Below are 17,026 nucleotides of genomic sequence, written 5' to 3'. Positions count from 1 at the left end.
CAAAAGTTGATCATGCAACGAATCGGGCGACCCGGTTTGGTAGACCGCCACGCCGTGTGATCGCGATGGCTCTCGCGGCTACGCTCGGTCTCGCCACGTGGGTGGCGCCCGCGCTGACGACCGCGGCTCCGCAAGCATCGGCCGCCGAGCCAGTGGGTTCGCTTCCGACAGTGCGAGACGACTTCGGCACGTTCGCGGGATGGCGGACGGTCAGCGGTTCATGGCAGGCCACTGGCGGGGTACTGCGCGGAAGCGGTGAGCTGCGCCGCCCGCTGTGTTCCTGCTCCGCGACGGAGGAACTGCGCGAGGCACGCGCTTCGATTCGGTTCCAGGTGCCCGCCTCCTCGGCCGACCGCTGGGCTTCGGTGTCAGTGGCGCTGAACGGGGCTGACGACAGGGACCGCCTTTGGCTGACGGCGCTGCCATACCAGTCAACGCCGCGCATCACGATGATCCGCGCGACCTCTGCTGGCGAGACCAGTTTCTCGCACGCCGAGCGCGGCACCTCGCTGACGCCGGGTTCGTGGTACCACCTGGAGCTGGATTGGCGGCACGGCGTCGTACTCGCCCGTATCTGGGCCGACGGCACAGCCCGCCCGGCGGCGCCGGTCGCCGGCCACGTCTTCGACGCGCTCGACTTCCACCCCGTCGCCGCGGGCATCCGAACCTACGGCATGCCCTCTGTGGACGCCGATGATTTCTCGGGAACGTGGCTGCGCCAAGGCCCGATCGTCAGCCCGACGGCCAAGGGCAGCTTCGCCCCGCTCGCTCCCCACTTCGTCCCGCCGCCCGCATACGACCCGGCCAAGCTGCCCCGACCAGTCATCGACGGCAACCCCGAGTGGCGCGCCATGTACGACAAAGCGTGGTCGATCCTGCACTCCGGCCGGATCAGGCAGCCTGCGGCCACGTCGCCGCTGGTCCGCACGTATCTGGACGAGGCGTTCGACCCGAACATCATCTTCCAGTGGGACACGATCTTCACCACGATGTTCGGACGCTACCTGCAGCCCGGATTCGACGCGATGGGATCGCTGGACAACTGGTACGCCCTGCAGGAGCCGACCGGCGCGATCATCCGGGTATACCAGGAGAGCGATGGCTCGGTCCATCCCTGGGGATACGGCCCCAACGGGGTCAACCCCCCGCTGTTCGTGTGGGCGGAACTCAAGTCGTACGAACTGACCGGAGATCTCACCCGGGTGCGTCGCGTCCTGCCCGCTCTGCAGGCCTACGCCGACTGGGTTTCGGTCAGCCGGTGGTCGCAGACCAGCGCGCACCAGTTGTTCTGGAACAACGGCAACGGCAACGGCATGGACAACCTGCCCACCCAGCCCGGACAGGGCGGGGACGGGACAGGCACCGGGCAGGTCGACATGAGCAGTCAGCTGGTGCTGATGTGGCAGAGCCTGGCACGACTCCACGCGGCGGCCGGCGATCCAGCGCGGTCCGACGACGCCCTGTCGCTGGCCACCTCCACCGCGGCCAGGATCAACCAGTGGTCGTGGAACGAGACCGACGGCCGCTACTACGAACTGACCAACGCCGGCGCGCACTGGAAGGTCGACAGCCTCGCGGGATTCTGGACGCTCGTCAGCGGGGTGGCCACCGGCCAACGAGCGCAGCGACTCGCAGCCGCGCTCGCCGACCCCCAGAGGTACTGGACGGACATGGTCTTCCCGGCGTTGAGCCGCAGTTCCTCCAACTACAACAACACCGGGGACTACTGGCGGGGCGGTGTCTGGGCGCCCACCACCTACTCGACCATCAAGGGCCTAAAGACGGCGGGCAACACCGATCAGGCCCAGCGCTCGGCCGAGCGCTACCTCGCGGGCCTGTCCGAGGCGTTCGGCTACACCGACACGCTGTGGGAGGCCTACGCCCCCGAACGGCAGCCCGGACCGTGGATCACCGGATCGCGCAGCCACGGCGAGCCGGTCCTGGCCGCAGGGAAGACCCTCGACAGCGGCGGCCGGTTCGTCTCGCCAGGAACCCAGGTGGGCGGCAACACCTCGAACTGGACTGGCGGCACCGACAACATCGTCAAACGGAACTTTGTCGGGTGGAGTGGGCTGGGTCCGATCGCCCTGCTGATCGAGGACATCATCGGCATCGAGCCCGACACGCCGAACTCCACGATCCGGTGGAGGCTCACCAGAACTGACCGCCACGGCATCGAGAACCTGTCCCTCGGCACGCTCGGCAAGGTCTCCCTCGTAGCCGACGCGCGCGCGACGCAGGCCGGCCCGGTGCGTGTGTGCGCTACGAGCACGGTGTCCCGAGCACTCAGCTTGATCATCACCGACCCGGCCGGGCGCGCGCAGACCATCACCGTGAACGCCAACAGCGTCAACCAGTGCCAGACGTTGTCGCTCACCACGACAGGCGGGACGATCACGGGACCGGCGGACAAGTGCGTGGACGTCGACCGGGCCGACCCCACCAACGGCACGGCTGTGCAGTTGTGGACGTGCAACGGCGGCGCGAACCAGAGGTGGAGCCGCGGCGCCAACGACACCCTGCAGTCGCTCGGCAAGTGCCTCGACGTGGCACAAGGCGGCACCGCCGCGGGGACACTGGTGCAGCTGTGGGACTGCAACGGCACTGGCGCGCAGCGATGGCTGTACCGTCCGGATCGGAGCCTCATCAACCCGCAGTCCGGGCGCTGTCTCGACGCCGCGAACGCCACAGCGAACGGGACACGGCTGCAGATCCGGGACTGCAACGGCTCCACGGGCCAGAGGTGGACTCTCAACTTCTGAGCCCATGATCAACCGAGTCCGCCGCTCACCGTGGCGAACACCGGTCCGGCTGCGGCTCCCTGGGGGGCCGCGGCCGGGCCGCTAGTTGGGCAGGACCTCGGCGTCGGAGGTCGCGGTGTTGTTCGTGGTGTCGGCCTCGGCGCCCGCGACCGACAGGCCCGTGCGCGCCGTGACCGTGCCCGACAGGTGCCTGCTGACCGACACCTTGACGACGACCGGCGGGAACATCTCACCGGGCGCGACCGCGCGCGTCGACAGGCAGTTGACCGTGTGGCCGGAGATGGAGCAGCTCCAGCCCTCGCCCGCCGCCGACTCGGCGGTGACGCCGGACGGCAGGCGGTGGGTCAGGTTGACGAGCTTCTCCGACGAGCCGTGCGTCGGGCTCGCGCTGACGACCAGCGTGTAGCTCCCGATACCGCCCGCGGCCCACGGGCCGTCGTTGCTCGCGGTCACCGTCAGATCAGCGACAGTCACTTCCGCCCCCTCTTTCCGCCGCCAACTATATAAGGTGATCGGGTGAGCGAAGGCAGCGATGGCACCACGCGCGAAGGCGTCTCCCTGACCAGTCTCGACTCTCCGCTGTTCGACGAGTCGGGTGGCACCAAGCGCGACCTGATCGACTACCTCGACGCCGTCTCCGACCGGATCCTGCCGGGGCTGCGCGACCGGCCGCTGTCGGTCATGCGGGTGCGGCCTGGTCAGGCGCCGTTCATGCAGAAGAACCTGCCGAAGTACACCCCGTCCTGGGTGCGGCGGGTCGGCGTGTGGGCGGAGGCGTCGAAGCGGGAGATCTCGTACGGCCTCTGCGACGACCGCCGCACGCTGCTCTGGTTCGCCAACCAGCGGTCCGTCGAGTACCACCCGACGCTCACCACGACGGCCGTCCCCGACCACGCGACCCACCTGATCCTCGACCTCGACCCGCCGCAGGGCGAGACGTTCCCCGCCGCCGTGCGGGCCGCGTTCCTGGTCCGGCAGGCGCTCGCCGACGCCGGGCTGGAGGGCGCGGTGAAGACAAGTGGGGCCAAGGGGTTGCACGTGTTCGTCCCGGTCGACCTGGCCACCCCGATGGACGACGTCGCCGCCGCGACCCGCGCGATCGCCGCGCGGGCCGAGCGGATCGACCCCGACGTGGCCACGACGGCGTACATCATCGAGGACCGAGGCGGGAAGGTTTTCCTCGACTCGACCCGCTCGTGGGGCGCGACGGTCGTGGCCGCGTACAGCCCGCGCGTGCGGCCGGGGGCGCCCGTGTCGTTCCCGGTGGCGTGGGACGACTTGCCGTCGGTGAAGCCGTCCGACTTCACCATCCACAACGCCATCTCCCAATTGGACGGCGACCCGTGGGCGGAACGGATGCCCGCCCCGCAGGTCCTTCCGGCCGATCTGGTCGAGGAGGGCCACACCATTCCCGTCGCTCGCGTCGTGGCCATGCATGAAGGCAAACGCCGCCGCGCTCAGGCACGCAAGGAAGCCGAGGGCTGAGTCGCTGGAATGCCCTTCACCAGCAGCCAGACACCGATCCCGGCCTCGAACACGATGCCCGGCGCCCACGCCGCCATCGCGAGATCGCGCGTCTCCGGGACCAGCAGGCTCACCAGCGTGGCCACCAGCATGATCACGAACCCCACGATCCCCAGCCCGGACAGCCAGCGCGGCACGTAGCGCGAGCGGTAGAGCAGGCCGCAGAACACCAGCGAGCCCAGGCTCAGGAACACCAGCACCAGGTCGAACCCGATCCCGCGCGCCGTCACGAGCACCTCGACCCACGCGGCCCGGTCGGACACCTGCGGGAGCACCGCGACCAGCACCCCGAGCAGCACCGTCGCGGCGCCGACGACCGCCTCGGCCACGCGCCAGAGCAGCCCCAGGAGTGCCAGCGAGCGGTCCACGGTCCGCAGGATCATGTAGAGCGACCACGCCAGCGCGATCACCCCGGCGAACATGAGGGTGTCGTAGACCAGGCCGACCCGGAACAGGGTCTCGTCGGCCTGGATGCGGCGCGCGGTCTCCGCCCAGTCGTCCACCACGAGCCGGGACTCGATGAGGATCAGCGACAGGATCGACGTCGTGATGATCGTCAGGTACAGGGCACCCGCGAGTCTGGCGTAGCGGTTCATGGCGGTTCCTCACACACACGATGGCTTACGTCGTAAGCCGGCTTACGACGTAAGCTAGACTCGCGGCTGTGACCGTGTCAAGGAAGCCGCTGAGCACCGAGCGCGTCCTACAAGCCGCTCTCTCCCTCGCCGACAAGGGCGGCACCGACACGCTGACCATGCGCGCGATCGGCCAAGCCCTCGGCGTCGAGGCGATGTCGCTCTACAAGCACGTGGCGAACAAGGACGCGATCCTCGACGGCATCGTCGACCTGGTCGTCGCCGAGATCGCCCTGCCCGACCCGGCCGACGCCTGGAAGACCGCCATGCGGCGCCGGGGCGTCTCCGCGCATGAGGTGCTGCTGCGGCACAAGTGGGCGTGCGCGCTGCTGATGGCGCGACCGAACGTCGGCCCCGCGATGTTGCGCTACGTGGAGTCGACCCTGGAAACGCTGCGGGGCGCCGGGTTCTCGGTCAAACAGGCCGACTACGCGTGGAACGCGATGGACAGCCACATCTATGGGTTCACGCTCCAGCGGGTGAACTCACCGTTCGAGGCCGACCAGTACGCCGAGGCCGCCGAGACCTACGTCCCCCGGCTGCCACCGGGCGAGTTCCCCCGGCTGACCGAACTGGCCGAGCACGTGATGGACGGCCGCTACGACGGCGTCCCCCCGATCACCTTCGGCCTCGACCTGATCCTCGACGGCCTCGAACGCACGATCACCTAGGCGGGTCGGTACCGCACGGTCACCGTCGCCTTGGGGTCTTCACCCACCAGGTTGAGAGGGATCGGCACGCCACCCGGGTTGTCGTAGAGGCGGATACCGTCGCCGAGCAGGACCGGGGCGATGTGCAGGTCGATCTCGTCGATCAGACCCAGTTCGAGGAGCTGTCGGCCGATGCTGGGCGAGAACACCTCCAGGTTCTTCCCGCCCGCCGCCGCCAGCCCGATGCGCACCGCCTCGGCCACGTCGCGGTTGAGGAATGTGACTCCCGGCGCGGGCGTGGCGTCCTCGGGATGGTGGGTGAGCACGAACAGCGGGCCGCTCCACGCGCCACCGTAGATGGCGCTCGCGTCCGGGTAGGCGTCCCAGCCGTCGCGGCCGCCCAGCACGGCGCCCGTGGTCTCGGCGTACTCCTCGACCAGGCCCGGGCGGGTCGACACGCCTGCCAGCCAGTCCAGGCCGTGGTCCGGACCGGCCACGAAGCCGTCGAGGGACATCGTGAAGTGCCAGAGGACCTTGCCGTCCGCCGTCCGCCGCATTCGCCGCCTCCTAAGGGGTGAACCAGGGCGTGGTGACGGCACCGAACCGCAGCCGCACCGGCCCGGTCGGCTTGGGCCGGATCGCGAACCACCCGGTGTCGTCCACCGGAACCGAGCCAACCACGTCCCCCAGCATCACCGAAACCTCGCGGCACACCGGGGGAACCACCAGCCCGAACAGCCCCTCATCCCCTATCTCCACCTCGACCGCCACGCGATCGGCGACGAACGTCAGCGCCCGCAGGACCGCGTCCGCCCGCACGCCGGTCAACTGGGTGTCCAGTAGTTCGGCCAGGCTGGCATCACGCCACAGGAACGCGGCCCTGCCGTACTCGCGGAAGGACGCGGGCACCATCCGATCGGCGTGGACCGCGGCCGACAGCTCGACGAGCAGCCGGTCGTCGGCCCAACGCGCGCTCATCCCGACGCGGCGGCGAGGACCTCCGCCGCGGCCTCCCGGGCGGTGACCTGGCCGGGGACGACGCGCGCCGCGATCTGGCCGGTGACCCTGGCCGCGGCGAACGACGTGCCCGCCCATTCCGCCCAGCCGTGGAACTTCTCCGTGCCGCCCCCGGGGAACTCGACCTTGCCTTTCAGGTACGCGCTGACCGCGGTGCCCTCAGCCTTGAGGTCGACCCACGGCGCCTCCGGGGAGTAGACGGCCGGGGCGCCTACGGCGATCACCCTGGGCAGCGCGGCGGGCCAGGTCGGCGAGTTCGCGCGCAGGCCGTTGACCATGCCCTGGATGGTGCCGTGGTTGCCCGCCGAGGCCACCACGACGGTGTCCGGGTCGAGCGCGGCGAGTGCCCTGGTCAGCAGCAGCGGCGGCTGGCTGTCGAGCGTGCGGACGCCGAGGCTGAGGTTGAGCACGTCGACCTTCTCGTCGGCGAACGACGCGATCTGCTTGGCGGCCTGCCACAGGGTGCCGGTGCCGTCGGCCTTCAGCGCCCACCGCAGCGTCAGGTGCGCGCCGGGTGCCTGGGCCAGGATGAGGTGAGCGACGAACGCGGCGTGGCCCGCGCGCATCGGCCACGGCTCGTCGTCGTCGGACAGCACGGCCTCCCGCTCGACGGCGACGGCGTCCAGCGCGGGATGCGGGTACCACTTCGTGTCGACGAACCCGACCCGCACACCCGTCCCCGCCGAACCCAGCACCTTCGCGGGCTCGTCGGCCTTGATCGGAAGCACCCCGAGGTGGATGTTCGGGTTGGGGAAGCCGACGACCACGCTCGTCACCCGGTTCTTGGCCAGGTCGGGTACCCAGCCGTGGAACTGGGCGGCATAGCCGCGGCGCAGCTCGGCCAGCGGCGGGTCGACGTCGCCGACCAGCCGCTTCGCACCGTCCGGCCCGTCCTCTTGCAGGTCGGACAGCAGCGACAGCCCGAGTCGGGCGTCGTCCTCCCGCGCGCCGACCGTGATGCCCAGGTCCCCCAGCCGCACGGTCACTTCCTCGACGTGCTCGAGGTCGACGACCAACTGGTCGGCCTTCGCGTCCAGTTCAAGCTCCGGGAACACGGCGACACCTCTCCTTCTCGTCTGACCTGCTGACTCTCAGAGCCACAAATCGCGGGCCTGATACCTCAACTTCCTGCATCGTGTGCACATGACCACTCGTTCCCACAGTGTGCGATCTGGAGCTGTGGACCCGGCGCGGGCGATGGATGAGGCGAACCGCGCGCTCGACCTGGCCAACACCGTGCCGTCGAGGGCCATCCCCGTGGCGGCCGACGCCCTGGCCGCGGCGAAGCGGGCCGGCGCGGCCGAGGCCGCCGCCGTGGCCGAGCAGGCGTGGGGCAACGCGCTGCTGCACGGCGGCGAGGTCAGCGCCGCACTGCGGCACCTGCGCCGGTCGGTCGCGCACGCGACGGCGGCGGGCCATGCGGCGCTGGCGGGGGCCGCGGCGATCAAGGTGGCGTTCGCGCTGGTCCAGCGCGGGCAGGCGAGCGCGGGCCTGCACGAGATCGACGCCGCCGTCGCCGGGCTGCGCGGCACGGACCGCGCGCGGGCGCGGGCGCAGCGCGGGATCATCAAATACCTCCTCGGCGACCACGACGGCGCACTGTCCGATCTCGACACCGCTCTCGCCGAGCTTCGCGCGGCAGACGACCGACCGCATGTCCAACGCGCGCTCATCAACCGAGGGATCGTGCTGGCCGAGCGCCACGAGTTCGCCGCGGCGCACGCCGACCTGGTGGAGGCCGATGGGCTGGCCCGCGCCCTGGGCAGGCACCTGGCGCTGGGGATGATCGCGCAGAACCTCGGCTATGTGGAGCTGCTCCGCGGCGACGTCCCGGCCGCGCTGGCCGCGTTCGATCAGGCGGAGACCTCGATGGTGGAGCACGGCGGGCAGCCCGCCCTCGTGCTGTGGGACCGGGCCGAGCTGCTGCTGTCCGTCGGGTTGGTGGCCGAGGCGCGGCAGGCGGCTGAGCGGGCGGTGGAGGGGTTCGCCAAGGAGAACCGGCGGCTCATGGTCCCGGTGATCCGGATGCAGCTCGCGCACGCGGCGTTCCTCGACCAGGACTGGGCCGAGGCCGTGCGCTGCGCCCGGCTCGCGGGCCGCGAGTTCACCCGCCAGCGGCGGCCGGCGTGGGCCGCGCAGGCCCGGCTCACCGCGGCGCGCGCCAGGCTGGCCGCGGGGGGACGGGCCGGGGCCGGGATGGATTCGGTGGTGGAAACGCTGACGGCGGCGGGATGGATCGCCGCGTCGGTGGAGGCCCGGCTGGTCGCGGGCGGCGAAGTCCACTTGGCCGCGGCGGCGCGGGTTCGCAGGCGCGGGCCGGTGACGCTGCGGGCACGCGGCTGGTACGCCGAGGCGCTGCTGCGCCAGTCGAAGGGCGACGTTTCGGGGGCGGCGGGCGCGGTCCGCACCGGGTTGCGGCTGTTGGACGAGCACAGCACCGCGTTGGGGGCGGCCGACTTGCGGGTGCACTCGGCGGTGCACCGCCGGGAGTTGGCGGCGTTGGGGCTGCGGATGGCGCTGGCCGACGGCAGGCCCGCCCGGGTGTTCGAGTGGGCCGAGCGCGGGCGGGCGAGCAGGCTGTGGCGCGCGGCCCGGCCGCCGCATGACCCGGAGCTGGCCGAGTTGCTCAGCAGGCTGCGGTCGACGGCGGTGGAGATCAGCCGGGTCGAGGGGCGGAACGCGCGGCTGACGGCGCGGCAGGTCGAGCTTGAACGGCAGATCCGCGACCATGTGCGGCTGCGGCCGGGGACCGCGGTGCCGACCGAGCCGGTTTCCCCCGCGTCGCTGGACCTGGGCGACGCCGCACTGGTCGAGTTCGTGCGGCTGGGCGACGCGCTGCACGCGGTGACCGTGGTCGACGGGACCGTGCGGCTGCGCGCGTTGGGGTCGGTGGCGACGGTGGTGGACCTGGTCGACCGGCTGCCGTTCGCCCTGCACCGGCTCGCGAGTCCGCAGGTGCTCGCGGCCAGCCGGGACGCCGCGGCTTCACTGCTCCGCACGACGGCTGACCGGCTCGACGCGCTGTTGCTGCGGCCGCTGCCGGAGGTGGCCGACCGGCCGCTGGTGATCGTGCCGACCGGGCCGCTGCACAGCGTCGCGTGGTCGACTTTGCCGTCGTGTCAAGGGATTCCGGTGACCGTGTCACCCTCGGCGACCCTGTGGCACAGCATCGGCGACGAGCCGGACGCGCCGACGTCGTTCGCGGTCGCCGCCGGGCCTGGGCTGCCCGGAGCCGAGCAGGAGGCTGTCGCGGTGGCGGCGATCCACGGGGTCAAAGCGCTGGTCGGCGCCGACGCGACTGTCCACTCTGTTCTGTCCGCTGTGGACAGTTCGGAAGTGGTGCACTTGGCCGCGCACGGCAAGCTCACCGCGGAGAACCCGCTGTTCTCCGAACTGCTGTTCCACGACGGACCACTCGTGGTGCACGACATCGAACAGCTCGGCACCGCCGCCCGCACCGTCGTGCTGGCCGCGTGCGACAGCGGCCGGTCGGCGGTCCGGGCGGGTGACGAGTTGCTGGGGCTGGCGGCGGCGTTCATCGGCCACGGCACCGCCCACCTCGTCGCCTCGGTGATCCCGGTGCCGGACGCGCAGACGAAACCGCTGATGGTCGCCTTCCACCGCTTCCTCGCCGCGGGCGACCGCCCCGCCCACGCGCTGGCCAGGGCCGCGACCGCGGTCGACGACACCGATCCTGCGACACTCGCCGCCACGGCCGGGTTCGTCTGCCTGGGCCGATGACCTCGCACCCGGCGAGTCGTCGGGTGCGGGTGCGGGCTCGTAAGGTCGTGGGGTGAGCTTCAGCGACGCGATGCGGACCGTGCGGGACTCCCTGAGTGCGCGCACGGTCTATGCCGAGCCCTACGAACGCGACGGAATCACCGTCATCGCCGCCGCCACCGTGATCGGTGGCGGCGGTGGTGGTTCCGGGGATCAGCCGAAGGTCGACGGCGCCGGGTTCGGGCTGGTCGCCCGGCCTACGGGCGCGTTCGTCATCCAGCACGGGAAGGTGTCCTGGAAACCCGCCATCGACGTGCACCGGCTCGTCGGGCTGGCCGGGGCGGTCACGGTCGCGCTGGTCCTGGCCCATCGGCGAGGGCGTTGATCGCGCGGGTGCCCAGGATCGGCTGCGGACCGCCCGACCGGGCGACCTCCAGCATCGCCTTGCCGATGCCCTCGGTCGTGCTGACCTGGTTGGGCGCGATCCGCTGAATCAGGCCGGACAGCGGCGAGATCACCGCGTAGAGCAGCCGGTACAGCGTCGTCTTGGACTTGACGCCGTGCATGGGGCGGATGAAGCCGGGACGGAACATGAACGCGGCCAGCGGCAGCGACATCAGCTCGTTCTCCGTGCGGCCCTTGACCCGCGCCCACATCGTCCGGCCTTGTTCGGTGCTGTCCGTTCCGTAGCCGGAGACGTAGATGAACGTCATCCCCGGGTTGCGCTCGGCCAGCACGCGCCCGGCGGCGAGGGTGAAGTCGTGGGTGATCCGCGTGTACTCCACTTCGGACATACCCGCCGAGGAGACGCCCAGGCAGTAGAAGCAGGCGTCGAAGCCGGTCAGGTCGTCGGCGATCGGGGTCAGGTCGAGCATGTCCTTGTGGACGATCTCACGCAGTTTCGGGTGGCTCTTGCCCAGCGGCGACCGACCGACGGCGATGACCTCGGTGACGTCGGTGGCGAGCAGGCTCTCGCGCAGGACGCCTTGGCCGACCATGCCGCTCGCGCCGAAGATGACGACCTTCATCCGCGCGACTTCAATCGGATGTTGGGCAGCGCGGGCGCGGGCAGGGTCTCGGCCCACTGCTCCGGGAACGTGCCGTACTGCTTGGACTCGCCGCCCGCGCGTTCCTTCTGCCACTGCTCGCGGAAGCCGACGATCTCGTCGTGGGAGCGGCCGATGAAGTTCCACCACATGACGATGCGCTCCCCCAGCGGCACGCCGCCGAGCACGAGCACGCGCGCGCCGTCGTCGCCCGCGCCGACGGTGAGCGTGGTGGCTCCGGTCGGCTGGTAGACGAGTTGGCCCGCCTTCGCGGACACGCCCGCGGCCGTGATGTCGCCGGTGTCGACCAGGACACCGTGCTCGAACGCCGGGTCGACGTCCAGCGCGAGCTCCTGCCCGGGCCGCAGCGTGATCTCGGCGCCGAGGAGCGGGGTGTAGGTGGCGACCGGGGATGTCTGGCCGAGCAGGGTGCCGAGGAAGACAAGCACCCGGGCGCCATCGTGGTTGACGACGGGCGGGGCGTAGTGCTCGAAGCCGGGCGCGGCGAACCGGTCGGCGTCGGGCAGCGCCACCCACAGCTGCGCGCCGTGCATGACGGCGCCGGGAAGCGAGTACTCCGAGTGGGCGATGCCGGAGCCCGCGGTCATCAGGTTGATCTCGCCGGGCCGGACGATGGCGTGGGCGCCGGTGGTGTCGCGGTGCTCTACCTCGCCGCTGAACAGCCAGGACACGGTTTGCAGCCCGGTGTGCGGATGGCCGTCGACCCGCATGTCGCTGCCTGCGGGGCCGTAGTGGTCGATGAAGCACCACGCGCCGATGAGCGACTGCTCGCGCTGCGGGAGCGTGCGGCGGACCGTCATCGCCCTCGGACCGCCGAGGGGCACCTCGCGCCAGTCGAGCACCTTGCCCGGACCGTCGCCGCGCGTGCACACCAACTCGGCGGGCGCGTTCTCCAGGTTGCTCATGCGTCCCCAAACCCACGATGTGAACCGTCACTGCGCCAATCAGGCTATACCGGGATACTGACTGTGTGACGGATGAACAAATCACGGTCCAGAACCCGCCAGGGCGTTACGAGGTCACCGTCGACGGGGAGGTCGCGGGCTTCACCCAGTACACCGACCGCGACCACCAGCGGATCTTCTTCCACACCGAGATCGACGAACGCTTCTCCGGCCGCGGCCTGGCGAGCAAGCTGATCTCGGCCGCGCTCGCCTCCACCCGCGAGGCGGGTCAGCGGATCGTGCCGATCTGCCCATTCGTCGCGGCCTACCTGAAGCGGCACGACGACTTCGCCGACATCGCCGACCCGGTCACCCCGGCCGCACTGGCCGCGGTTTCGGCATGAGGATCTACCTCGACAAACAGTCCCCATCGGTCTACAAAGCACTGACCGCGCTGTCGGCCGAGCTGAAGGCCCGCGCCGCCGACGCGGGGGTGCCGCGCACGACACTCGAACTGGTGAACATCCGGGTCTCCCAGCTCAACCACTGCGTCTTCTGCCTCGACCTGCATTCGCGCCTGGCCCTGGAAGCGGGCGAGACACCCCAGCGGCTGGCCCTGCTGCCCGCTTGGCGGGAGACCACTCTCTACACAGCCAAGGAACGCGCCGCGCTGGCCCTGGCGGAGGCCGTCACCGAGGTCCAGGGCGACCACATCAGCGACGAGGACTACGCCGCGGCCCGGGCGGAACTCAACGACGACGAGCTGTCCCTCATCGTGTGGGCGGCCATCACGATCAACACCTTCAACCGGGTGTCGATCCTCAGTGGCCACCCGATCCAGCGCCGGGGGTAGTCCGCGGCGTTCGGGGGTACATCCCTCGCATGACTGAGTGGAACACCGGACCCGACCCCGCTGACCAGCGCGCCGCTGAGGAACTCGACGAGGACTCGCTGCGGGTCGACCCCTTGGAGCAGGGGATCGAGCCGCCGGAGCACTGGACCGGGGCGGACAAGTACGGGATGACACCCGCCGAGGCGCTCGACGGTGAGGGCCTGGAGCGGAAGCTGGCGGCCGAGCGGCCCGACGTGCTGCCCGAGGTGGCCGGACGGCCGGTGGCGAACACGCCCGTGGACGAGCTCGACGAGACGATCGACGATCTCGACGAGCCCGCGGGCTACGAGATGCCCGAACCGGCCTACGACTCCCTCGACGACGCCGCGCGGCGGGGGCAGTCGGCGGATGAGGCTGGCGGGTCGATGGCGGAGGCCATCCGATCGGATGAACCACTGGACGACCGGTGAGACCCTGGGGCCTGCTTCTCGGGTTCGTCCTCGTCGCGGGATGCTCGGCTTCCGGCGAGGCGGACGCGACCCGGGCGGCGCGGGACTTCGTGAGCGCGGTCGCCGACGGGCGCACCGACGCCGCCTGCGCCCTGCTGGCCCCACGCGCCGCCCAGGATGTCGACTGCCAGGCGGCCTTCGCTGAGTTGGGTGACCTCGGTTCCGTCGAGTCGGCCGAGGTGTGGGGCGAGGGGGCGAAGGCGACCGCCGGGTCGAGCGTCCTCTTCCTGCACGAGTTCGCCGCGGGCTGGCGGGTGACCGGCGCGGGCTGTCGCAGCCACGGCGAGGAGCCCTACGACTGCGCGGTCGGCGGACCATGAAGCGCTTCCTGCGCGAGAACGGGCTGAGCGTCGGGTTCGGCCTGCTGTTCCTCGCCGCGCTCGTCGGGCAGGCGTTCACCGGGCACGCGCACACGATCGCCAAGCGGGTCGAGCACGGGTTCGACCCGATCAGCCTCGGCCAGTACCTGACGTCGTCGGACTTCGCCGTCGACGTCGCCGAGAACTGGCAGTCGGAGTACCTGCAGTTCTTCCTCTACGTCGTGGCCACGGTCTGGCTGGTCCAGCGCGGGTCGCCCGAGTCGAAGCCGTCGTCGGAGATCGGGACCGAGTCCGACGAGAAGCAGCAGGTCGGCCGGTTCGCCTCCGCCGAATCTCCGAAGTGGGCGAAGACCGGCGGCTGGCGCACCGCCGTGTTCTCCTGGTCGCTTGGCCTGGCGATGCTCGTGCTGTTCCTCGCCTCCTGGACCGCCCAGCTCATCGCGGGCCGCGCCTCCTACAACGACGACCAGCTCAGCACCTTCCAGGACCCGCTGACGCTGGGCGAGTACCTGTTCTCCGCCGACTTCTGGAACCGCACGCTGCAGAACTGGCAGTCGGAGTTCCTGGCGATCGCGTCGATGGCGGTACTGAGTGTCTACTTGCGACAGCGCGGTTCACCGGAGTCCAAGCCGGTCGGCGCGCCGCACCGGGTCACCGAGGAATCAGGATGACAGTCGAAGACGACGAACGGTTGGAACGCAACGTCAACGAGCTCTTACAGGAGCTGCGCGTCGCCCAGGCAGGCGTGCAGATCCTGTTCGGCTTCCTGCTCGCGGTCACCTTCACCGAGCCGTACGAGCGGGCCACCGACTTCCAGCACGCGGTCCACGTGGTGACGGTGCTCCTGGCGGTGGCCTCGATAGCGCTGTTGACCGCGCCCGCGGCGTGGCACCGGGTGCTGTTCCGGCAGCGGCAACGGCAGCGGATCGTCGAGACGGCGAACGTCTTCGCGATCGCCGGGATGGTGGCGCTCGCGCTGGCGATGACGGGGACGGTGCTGCTGCTGACGGACGTGACCATGGGCCAGCCCGCCTCGGCCGTCATCACGGTGGTGGCCGGGGCGAGCTTCGGCGTCATGTGGTTCGGGATGCCCGCGCGGCACCGCCGCTAGATCGCCCAGACCAGCGAGTTGACCAGCATCGTCATCCGGTCGCCGCTGTCGCCGTTGGTCGCCACGACGCGGATCTGGAAGTCGACGTCGGCGAAGTCATCGTTGAGCCAGGCCAGCTGGGCGCGCAGGGCGGCGCGGACCGGCGGGTCGACGGCGTCGATGTCGAGTTCGGTGCCCTCGCTGTGGACCTCCAGCACGAAGGCGGCGTCGGCGGTGACGGGCTCGGTCTCGCGGATCTTGCGGCCACCCTCGCCGATGAGGGCCGACACCAGCGCGACGTAGTCCTCGTCGGCCGGGCGATCGGGGGCGCACCACCGTTTGAGCAGGTCAGACACCGAATCGATGTCGCCCGTGCGGACTGCCGTGAGCAACGTGTGCACCGCGTCCGCGACCCGTTTGGCCATCGTCGCCTCCCCAATTCGCCTGACCCGTCCCCTGTCAGCTACCCGATCGTGGGGTGTTGAAACCGCAGACGGGGGACGATGGGGTATGCAAGATGGCAGCACGGTAGGGGTCGAAGAAGAGTTCTTCCTGGTTGACCCATCCGGGCAGTTGGTGACGCGGGCACCGGAGGCGCTGGCGGGCGCCGACCGGCACGTCGACGTCAAGCCCGAGATGATGCGCTGCCAAGTCGAGTCGGCCACCGGCGTCTGCCGGACCGCCGACGACCTGAAGCGGGAGCTGACCGACCTGCGTGCGACCCTGCGCGAGGGTGCGCGGGCGCTGGGGGCGCGGCTCATGGCCTCGGGCACGGTCCCGCACACCCAGCACGGGCTGCCGATCGTCGGGCCGGGGTCGCGCTACCAGCGCATCGCCGAGGCGGTCGGGCCGATCGTGTTCGGCGGCACGACGTGCGGCTGCCACGTCCACGTGGGCGTCGCCGACCGGGCCGACGCGGTGCGGGTGTGCAACTGGCTGCGGCCGTGGCTGCCGACGCTGCTCGCGCTGTCGGCCAACTCGCCGTTCTTCGATGGCGTCGACACCGGCTACGCCAGCACGCGGCACCTGCTGTGGGGGCGGTGGCCGTGCGCGGGGCCGACGCCGTACCTCGAATCGGTCGACCACTACGAGGAACTGGTGACGGGCCTGCTGGCGACCGGCGCCGCGCTCGACCGCAAGATGGTCTACTGGGACGTGCGCCCGTCCGAGCACCAGCCGACGGTCGAGGTCCGCGTCCCCGACGTGCAGGTCACCGCCGACGACGCCGTTCTTCTCGCCGTGCTGGTCCGGGCGATCGTGGTGCGGGCGCTGGACAACCTGTCCACGCCCGCCCCGCGCGTGCCGACCGAGCTGATCCGGGCGGGCCTGTGGCGCGCGGCCAGAGACGGGCTCGACGGAACCACGGCCGACCCGGTGACCGGCGAGCAGCGGCCCGTGCGCGCCGTCGTCGCCGACCTGATGCGCACGGTCCCCGACCTGGAGTCCACAGTGGAGCTGACGACGGGCGCGACGCGACAGCGAGCCGCGTACGCCCGACGTCAGCGACTCAGCGACGTTCTCGACGTGATCGCTTAGGGATTGGTCAGCGGCGGCTTGACGTAGCTGTCCGGCATCGCGCGGGTCTCCGGTTCGGCGTGCTCGGCGTTCTCGAACCGGCGCTGCGACATGCGTTCGGCGTCCAGCCGGTCGCGCATCCGGGTGAGGACGCGGATGGCGATGGCGTGGCCGATGGCCAGCACGATCAGCGTGACGCCGAGGCGGAACACGACGCCCTCGATCGGGCTGTCCGCGTTGAAGTCGATGGTGGAGATCAACGCCAGCACGCCCAGCACCGCCAGGTGGAACAGCACCGACACCAGCCGGGCCATCGAGCCCGCCGAGTTCTCGTCGGTGTAGGAGTTCTCCAGGTAGCGCAGTCCGCTCCGGTAGATGATCTGGCCGTCGACAGCGACCAGCACGACGCCGAGTATCAGGAACAAGACGTAACTGTTGGTGTCCACACCAGTGAGATACCCGCACAATCCGCAGGTGAACCGCCCATTTCGCTTGACGTGG

At 70.7% G+C, this 17,026-nt stretch carries 21 protein-coding genes; 12 read left to right on the top strand and 9 right to left on the bottom strand.

Features of this window, described 5'->3' with window-relative positions; all coding sequences use genetic code 11:
• Nucleotides 1-170 precede the first annotated feature (170 nt).
• Nucleotides 171-2,762 carry a ricin-type beta-trefoil lectin domain protein gene (locus ACSHT8_RS02640; RefSeq protein ID WP_436497321.1) on the top strand — a complete coding sequence of 864 codons (2,592 nt, stop codon included), beginning with the start codon at nucleotides 171-173 and terminating at the stop codon, nucleotides 2,760-2,762.
• Nucleotides 2,763-2,843: 81 nt separating this feature from the next.
• Here the strand turns inward: ACSHT8_RS02640 and ACSHT8_RS02635 are convergent, their stop codons facing one another.
• Nucleotides 2,844-3,236, bottom strand: a complete 393-nt coding sequence (locus tag ACSHT8_RS02635) for a hypothetical protein (protein WP_436497319.1) — start codon at nucleotides 3,234-3,236, stop codon at nucleotides 2,844-2,846.
• 42 nt (nucleotides 3,237-3,278) lie between these two features.
• Between ACSHT8_RS02635 and ACSHT8_RS02630 the strand changes: the two genes are divergently transcribed.
• Nucleotides 3,279-4,247 carry a DNA polymerase domain-containing protein gene (locus ACSHT8_RS02630; protein WP_436497317.1) on the top strand — a complete coding sequence of 323 codons (969 nt, stop codon included), beginning with the start codon at nucleotides 3,279-3,281 and terminating at the stop codon, nucleotides 4,245-4,247.
• On the opposite strand, the gene ACSHT8_RS02625 is transcribed toward ACSHT8_RS02630, so the two are convergent.
• Nucleotides 4,220-4,882: a DUF4386 domain-containing protein gene (locus ACSHT8_RS02625; RefSeq protein WP_436497315.1), complete on the bottom strand. Its 663-nt coding sequence runs from the start codon at nucleotides 4,880-4,882 to the stop codon at nucleotides 4,220-4,222. The genes ACSHT8_RS02630 and ACSHT8_RS02625 overlap by 28 nt on opposite strands.
• A 68-nt stretch (nucleotides 4,883-4,950) precedes the next feature.
• On the opposite strand from ACSHT8_RS02625, the gene ACSHT8_RS02620 reads away from it, so the two are divergent.
• Nucleotides 4,951-5,592 carry a TetR/AcrR family transcriptional regulator C-terminal domain-containing protein gene (locus tag ACSHT8_RS02620; protein ID WP_436497313.1) on the top strand — a complete coding sequence of 214 codons (642 nt, stop codon included), beginning with the start codon at nucleotides 4,951-4,953 and terminating at the stop codon, nucleotides 5,590-5,592.
• On the opposite strand, the gene ACSHT8_RS02615 is transcribed toward ACSHT8_RS02620, so the two are convergent.
• The 3 genes from ACSHT8_RS02615 to ACSHT8_RS02605 are packed head-to-tail and all read right to left on the bottom strand — an operon-like array spanning nucleotide 5,589 to nucleotide 7,643.
• The gene (locus ACSHT8_RS02615; RefSeq protein ID WP_436497311.1) at nucleotides 5,589-6,128 is read right to left on the bottom strand and encodes a dihydrofolate reductase family protein; all 540 of its coding nucleotides are present in this window, start codon (nucleotides 6,126-6,128) and stop codon (nucleotides 5,589-5,591) included. The two genes, ACSHT8_RS02620 and ACSHT8_RS02615, sit on opposite strands and share 4 nt — an antisense overlap.
• Before the next feature lie 10 nt (nucleotides 6,129-6,138).
• Nucleotides 6,139-6,549: a hypothetical protein gene (locus tag ACSHT8_RS02610; protein WP_436497309.1), complete on the bottom strand. Its 411-nt coding sequence runs from the start codon at nucleotides 6,547-6,549 to the stop codon at nucleotides 6,139-6,141.
• The gene (locus tag ACSHT8_RS02605; RefSeq protein ID WP_436497308.1) at nucleotides 6,546-7,643 is read right to left on the bottom strand and encodes a S8 family peptidase; all 1,098 of its coding nucleotides are present in this window, start codon (nucleotides 7,641-7,643) and stop codon (nucleotides 6,546-6,548) included. Before ACSHT8_RS02605 ends, ACSHT8_RS02610 begins: the two co-directional genes overlap by 4 nt.
• 88 nt (nucleotides 7,644-7,731) lie before the next feature.
• Here ACSHT8_RS02605 and ACSHT8_RS02600 point away from each other — a divergent pair, with 88 nt between their 5' ends.
• Both ACSHT8_RS02600 and ACSHT8_RS02595 read left to right on the top strand, forming a co-directional pair.
• Nucleotides 7,732-10,329 carry a CHAT domain-containing protein gene (locus ACSHT8_RS02600; protein WP_436497306.1) on the top strand — a complete coding sequence of 866 codons (2,598 nt, stop codon included), beginning with the start codon at nucleotides 7,732-7,734 and terminating at the stop codon, nucleotides 10,327-10,329.
• A 52-nt stretch (nucleotides 10,330-10,381) separates the two neighbouring features.
• Nucleotides 10,382-10,693 (top strand): hypothetical protein, encoded by a 312-nt coding sequence (locus ACSHT8_RS02595; protein WP_436497304.1) that lies wholly within the window; start codon nucleotides 10,382-10,384, stop codon nucleotides 10,691-10,693.
• Here the strand turns inward: ACSHT8_RS02595 and ACSHT8_RS02590 are convergent.
• Together ACSHT8_RS02590 and ACSHT8_RS02585 are read right to left on the bottom strand one after the other, a co-directional pair.
• Entirely contained in the window at nucleotides 10,653-11,336 is a 684-nt protein-coding gene (locus ACSHT8_RS02590; protein WP_436497302.1) for an epimerase, read from the bottom strand. The two genes, ACSHT8_RS02595 and ACSHT8_RS02590, sit on opposite strands and share 41 nt — an antisense overlap.
• On the bottom strand, nucleotides 11,333-12,280 hold the full coding sequence (locus ACSHT8_RS02585; protein WP_436497300.1) for a pirin family protein: 948 nt from the start codon (nucleotides 12,278-12,280) through the stop codon (nucleotides 11,333-11,335). Before ACSHT8_RS02585 ends, ACSHT8_RS02590 begins: the two co-directional genes overlap by 4 nt.
• Before the next feature lie 65 nt (nucleotides 12,281-12,345).
• Here ACSHT8_RS02585 and ACSHT8_RS02580 point away from each other — a divergent pair, with 65 nt between their 5' ends.
• From ACSHT8_RS02580 to ACSHT8_RS02555, 6 genes are read left to right on the top strand one after another with little or no spacing between them, the layout of a single operon-like run.
• Nucleotides 12,346-12,663: a GNAT family N-acetyltransferase gene (locus ACSHT8_RS02580; RefSeq protein WP_436497298.1), complete on the top strand. Its 318-nt coding sequence runs from the start codon at nucleotides 12,346-12,348 to the stop codon at nucleotides 12,661-12,663.
• A complete protein-coding gene (locus ACSHT8_RS02575) occupies nucleotides 12,660-13,112 on the top strand; it encodes a carboxymuconolactone decarboxylase family protein (RefSeq protein WP_436497296.1) in 453 nt (150 codons plus the stop codon). The genes ACSHT8_RS02580 and ACSHT8_RS02575 overlap by 4 nt, the downstream gene beginning before the upstream one ends.
• A gap of 29 nt (nucleotides 13,113-13,141) precedes the next feature.
• Nucleotides 13,142-13,561, top strand: a complete 420-nt coding sequence (locus tag ACSHT8_RS02570; protein ID WP_436497294.1) for a hypothetical protein — start codon at nucleotides 13,142-13,144, stop codon at nucleotides 13,559-13,561.
• A complete protein-coding gene (locus ACSHT8_RS02565) occupies nucleotides 13,558-13,920 on the top strand; it encodes a hypothetical protein (protein WP_436497292.1) in 363 nt (120 codons plus the stop codon). Before ACSHT8_RS02570 ends, ACSHT8_RS02565 begins: the two co-directional genes overlap by 4 nt.
• On the top strand, nucleotides 13,917-14,591 hold the full coding sequence (locus tag ACSHT8_RS02560) for a DUF6766 family protein (RefSeq protein WP_436497290.1): 675 nt from the start codon (nucleotides 13,917-13,919) through the stop codon (nucleotides 14,589-14,591). Before ACSHT8_RS02565 ends, ACSHT8_RS02560 begins: the two co-directional genes overlap by 4 nt.
• On the top strand, nucleotides 14,588-15,031 hold the full coding sequence (locus ACSHT8_RS02555; protein ID WP_436497288.1) for a DUF6328 family protein: 444 nt from the start codon (nucleotides 14,588-14,590) through the stop codon (nucleotides 15,029-15,031). The genes ACSHT8_RS02560 and ACSHT8_RS02555 overlap by 4 nt, the downstream gene beginning before the upstream one ends.
• Here ACSHT8_RS02555 and ACSHT8_RS02550 read toward each other — a convergent pair.
• On the bottom strand, nucleotides 15,028-15,435 hold the full coding sequence (locus ACSHT8_RS02550; RefSeq protein WP_436497286.1) for a hypothetical protein: 408 nt from the start codon (nucleotides 15,433-15,435) through the stop codon (nucleotides 15,028-15,030). The genes ACSHT8_RS02555 and ACSHT8_RS02550 overlap by 4 nt on opposite strands.
• Before the next feature lie 85 nt (nucleotides 15,436-15,520).
• Between ACSHT8_RS02550 and ACSHT8_RS02545 the strand changes: the two genes are divergently transcribed.
• Nucleotides 15,521-16,546, top strand: coding sequence for a carboxylate-amine ligase (locus ACSHT8_RS02545; RefSeq protein ID WP_436497284.1), 1,026 nt, complete (start codon nucleotides 15,521-15,523; stop codon nucleotides 16,544-16,546).
• Here the strand turns inward: ACSHT8_RS02545 and ACSHT8_RS02540 are convergent.
• The gene (locus ACSHT8_RS02540) at nucleotides 16,543-16,971 is read right to left on the bottom strand and encodes a hypothetical protein (protein ID WP_436497282.1); all 429 of its coding nucleotides are present in this window, start codon (nucleotides 16,969-16,971) and stop codon (nucleotides 16,543-16,545) included. The two genes, ACSHT8_RS02545 and ACSHT8_RS02540, sit on opposite strands and share 4 nt — an antisense overlap.
• Nucleotides 16,972-17,026: the final 55 nt, after the last annotated feature.

Origin of the sequence: Actinokineospora sp. HUAS TT18, assembly GCF_051364635.1 — a bacterium.
In the GTDB taxonomy this organism is placed as follows: Bacteria; Actinomycetota; Actinomycetes; order Mycobacteriales; family Pseudonocardiaceae; genus Actinokineospora.
This window is presented reverse-complemented; position numbering and strand designations above follow the sequence as displayed.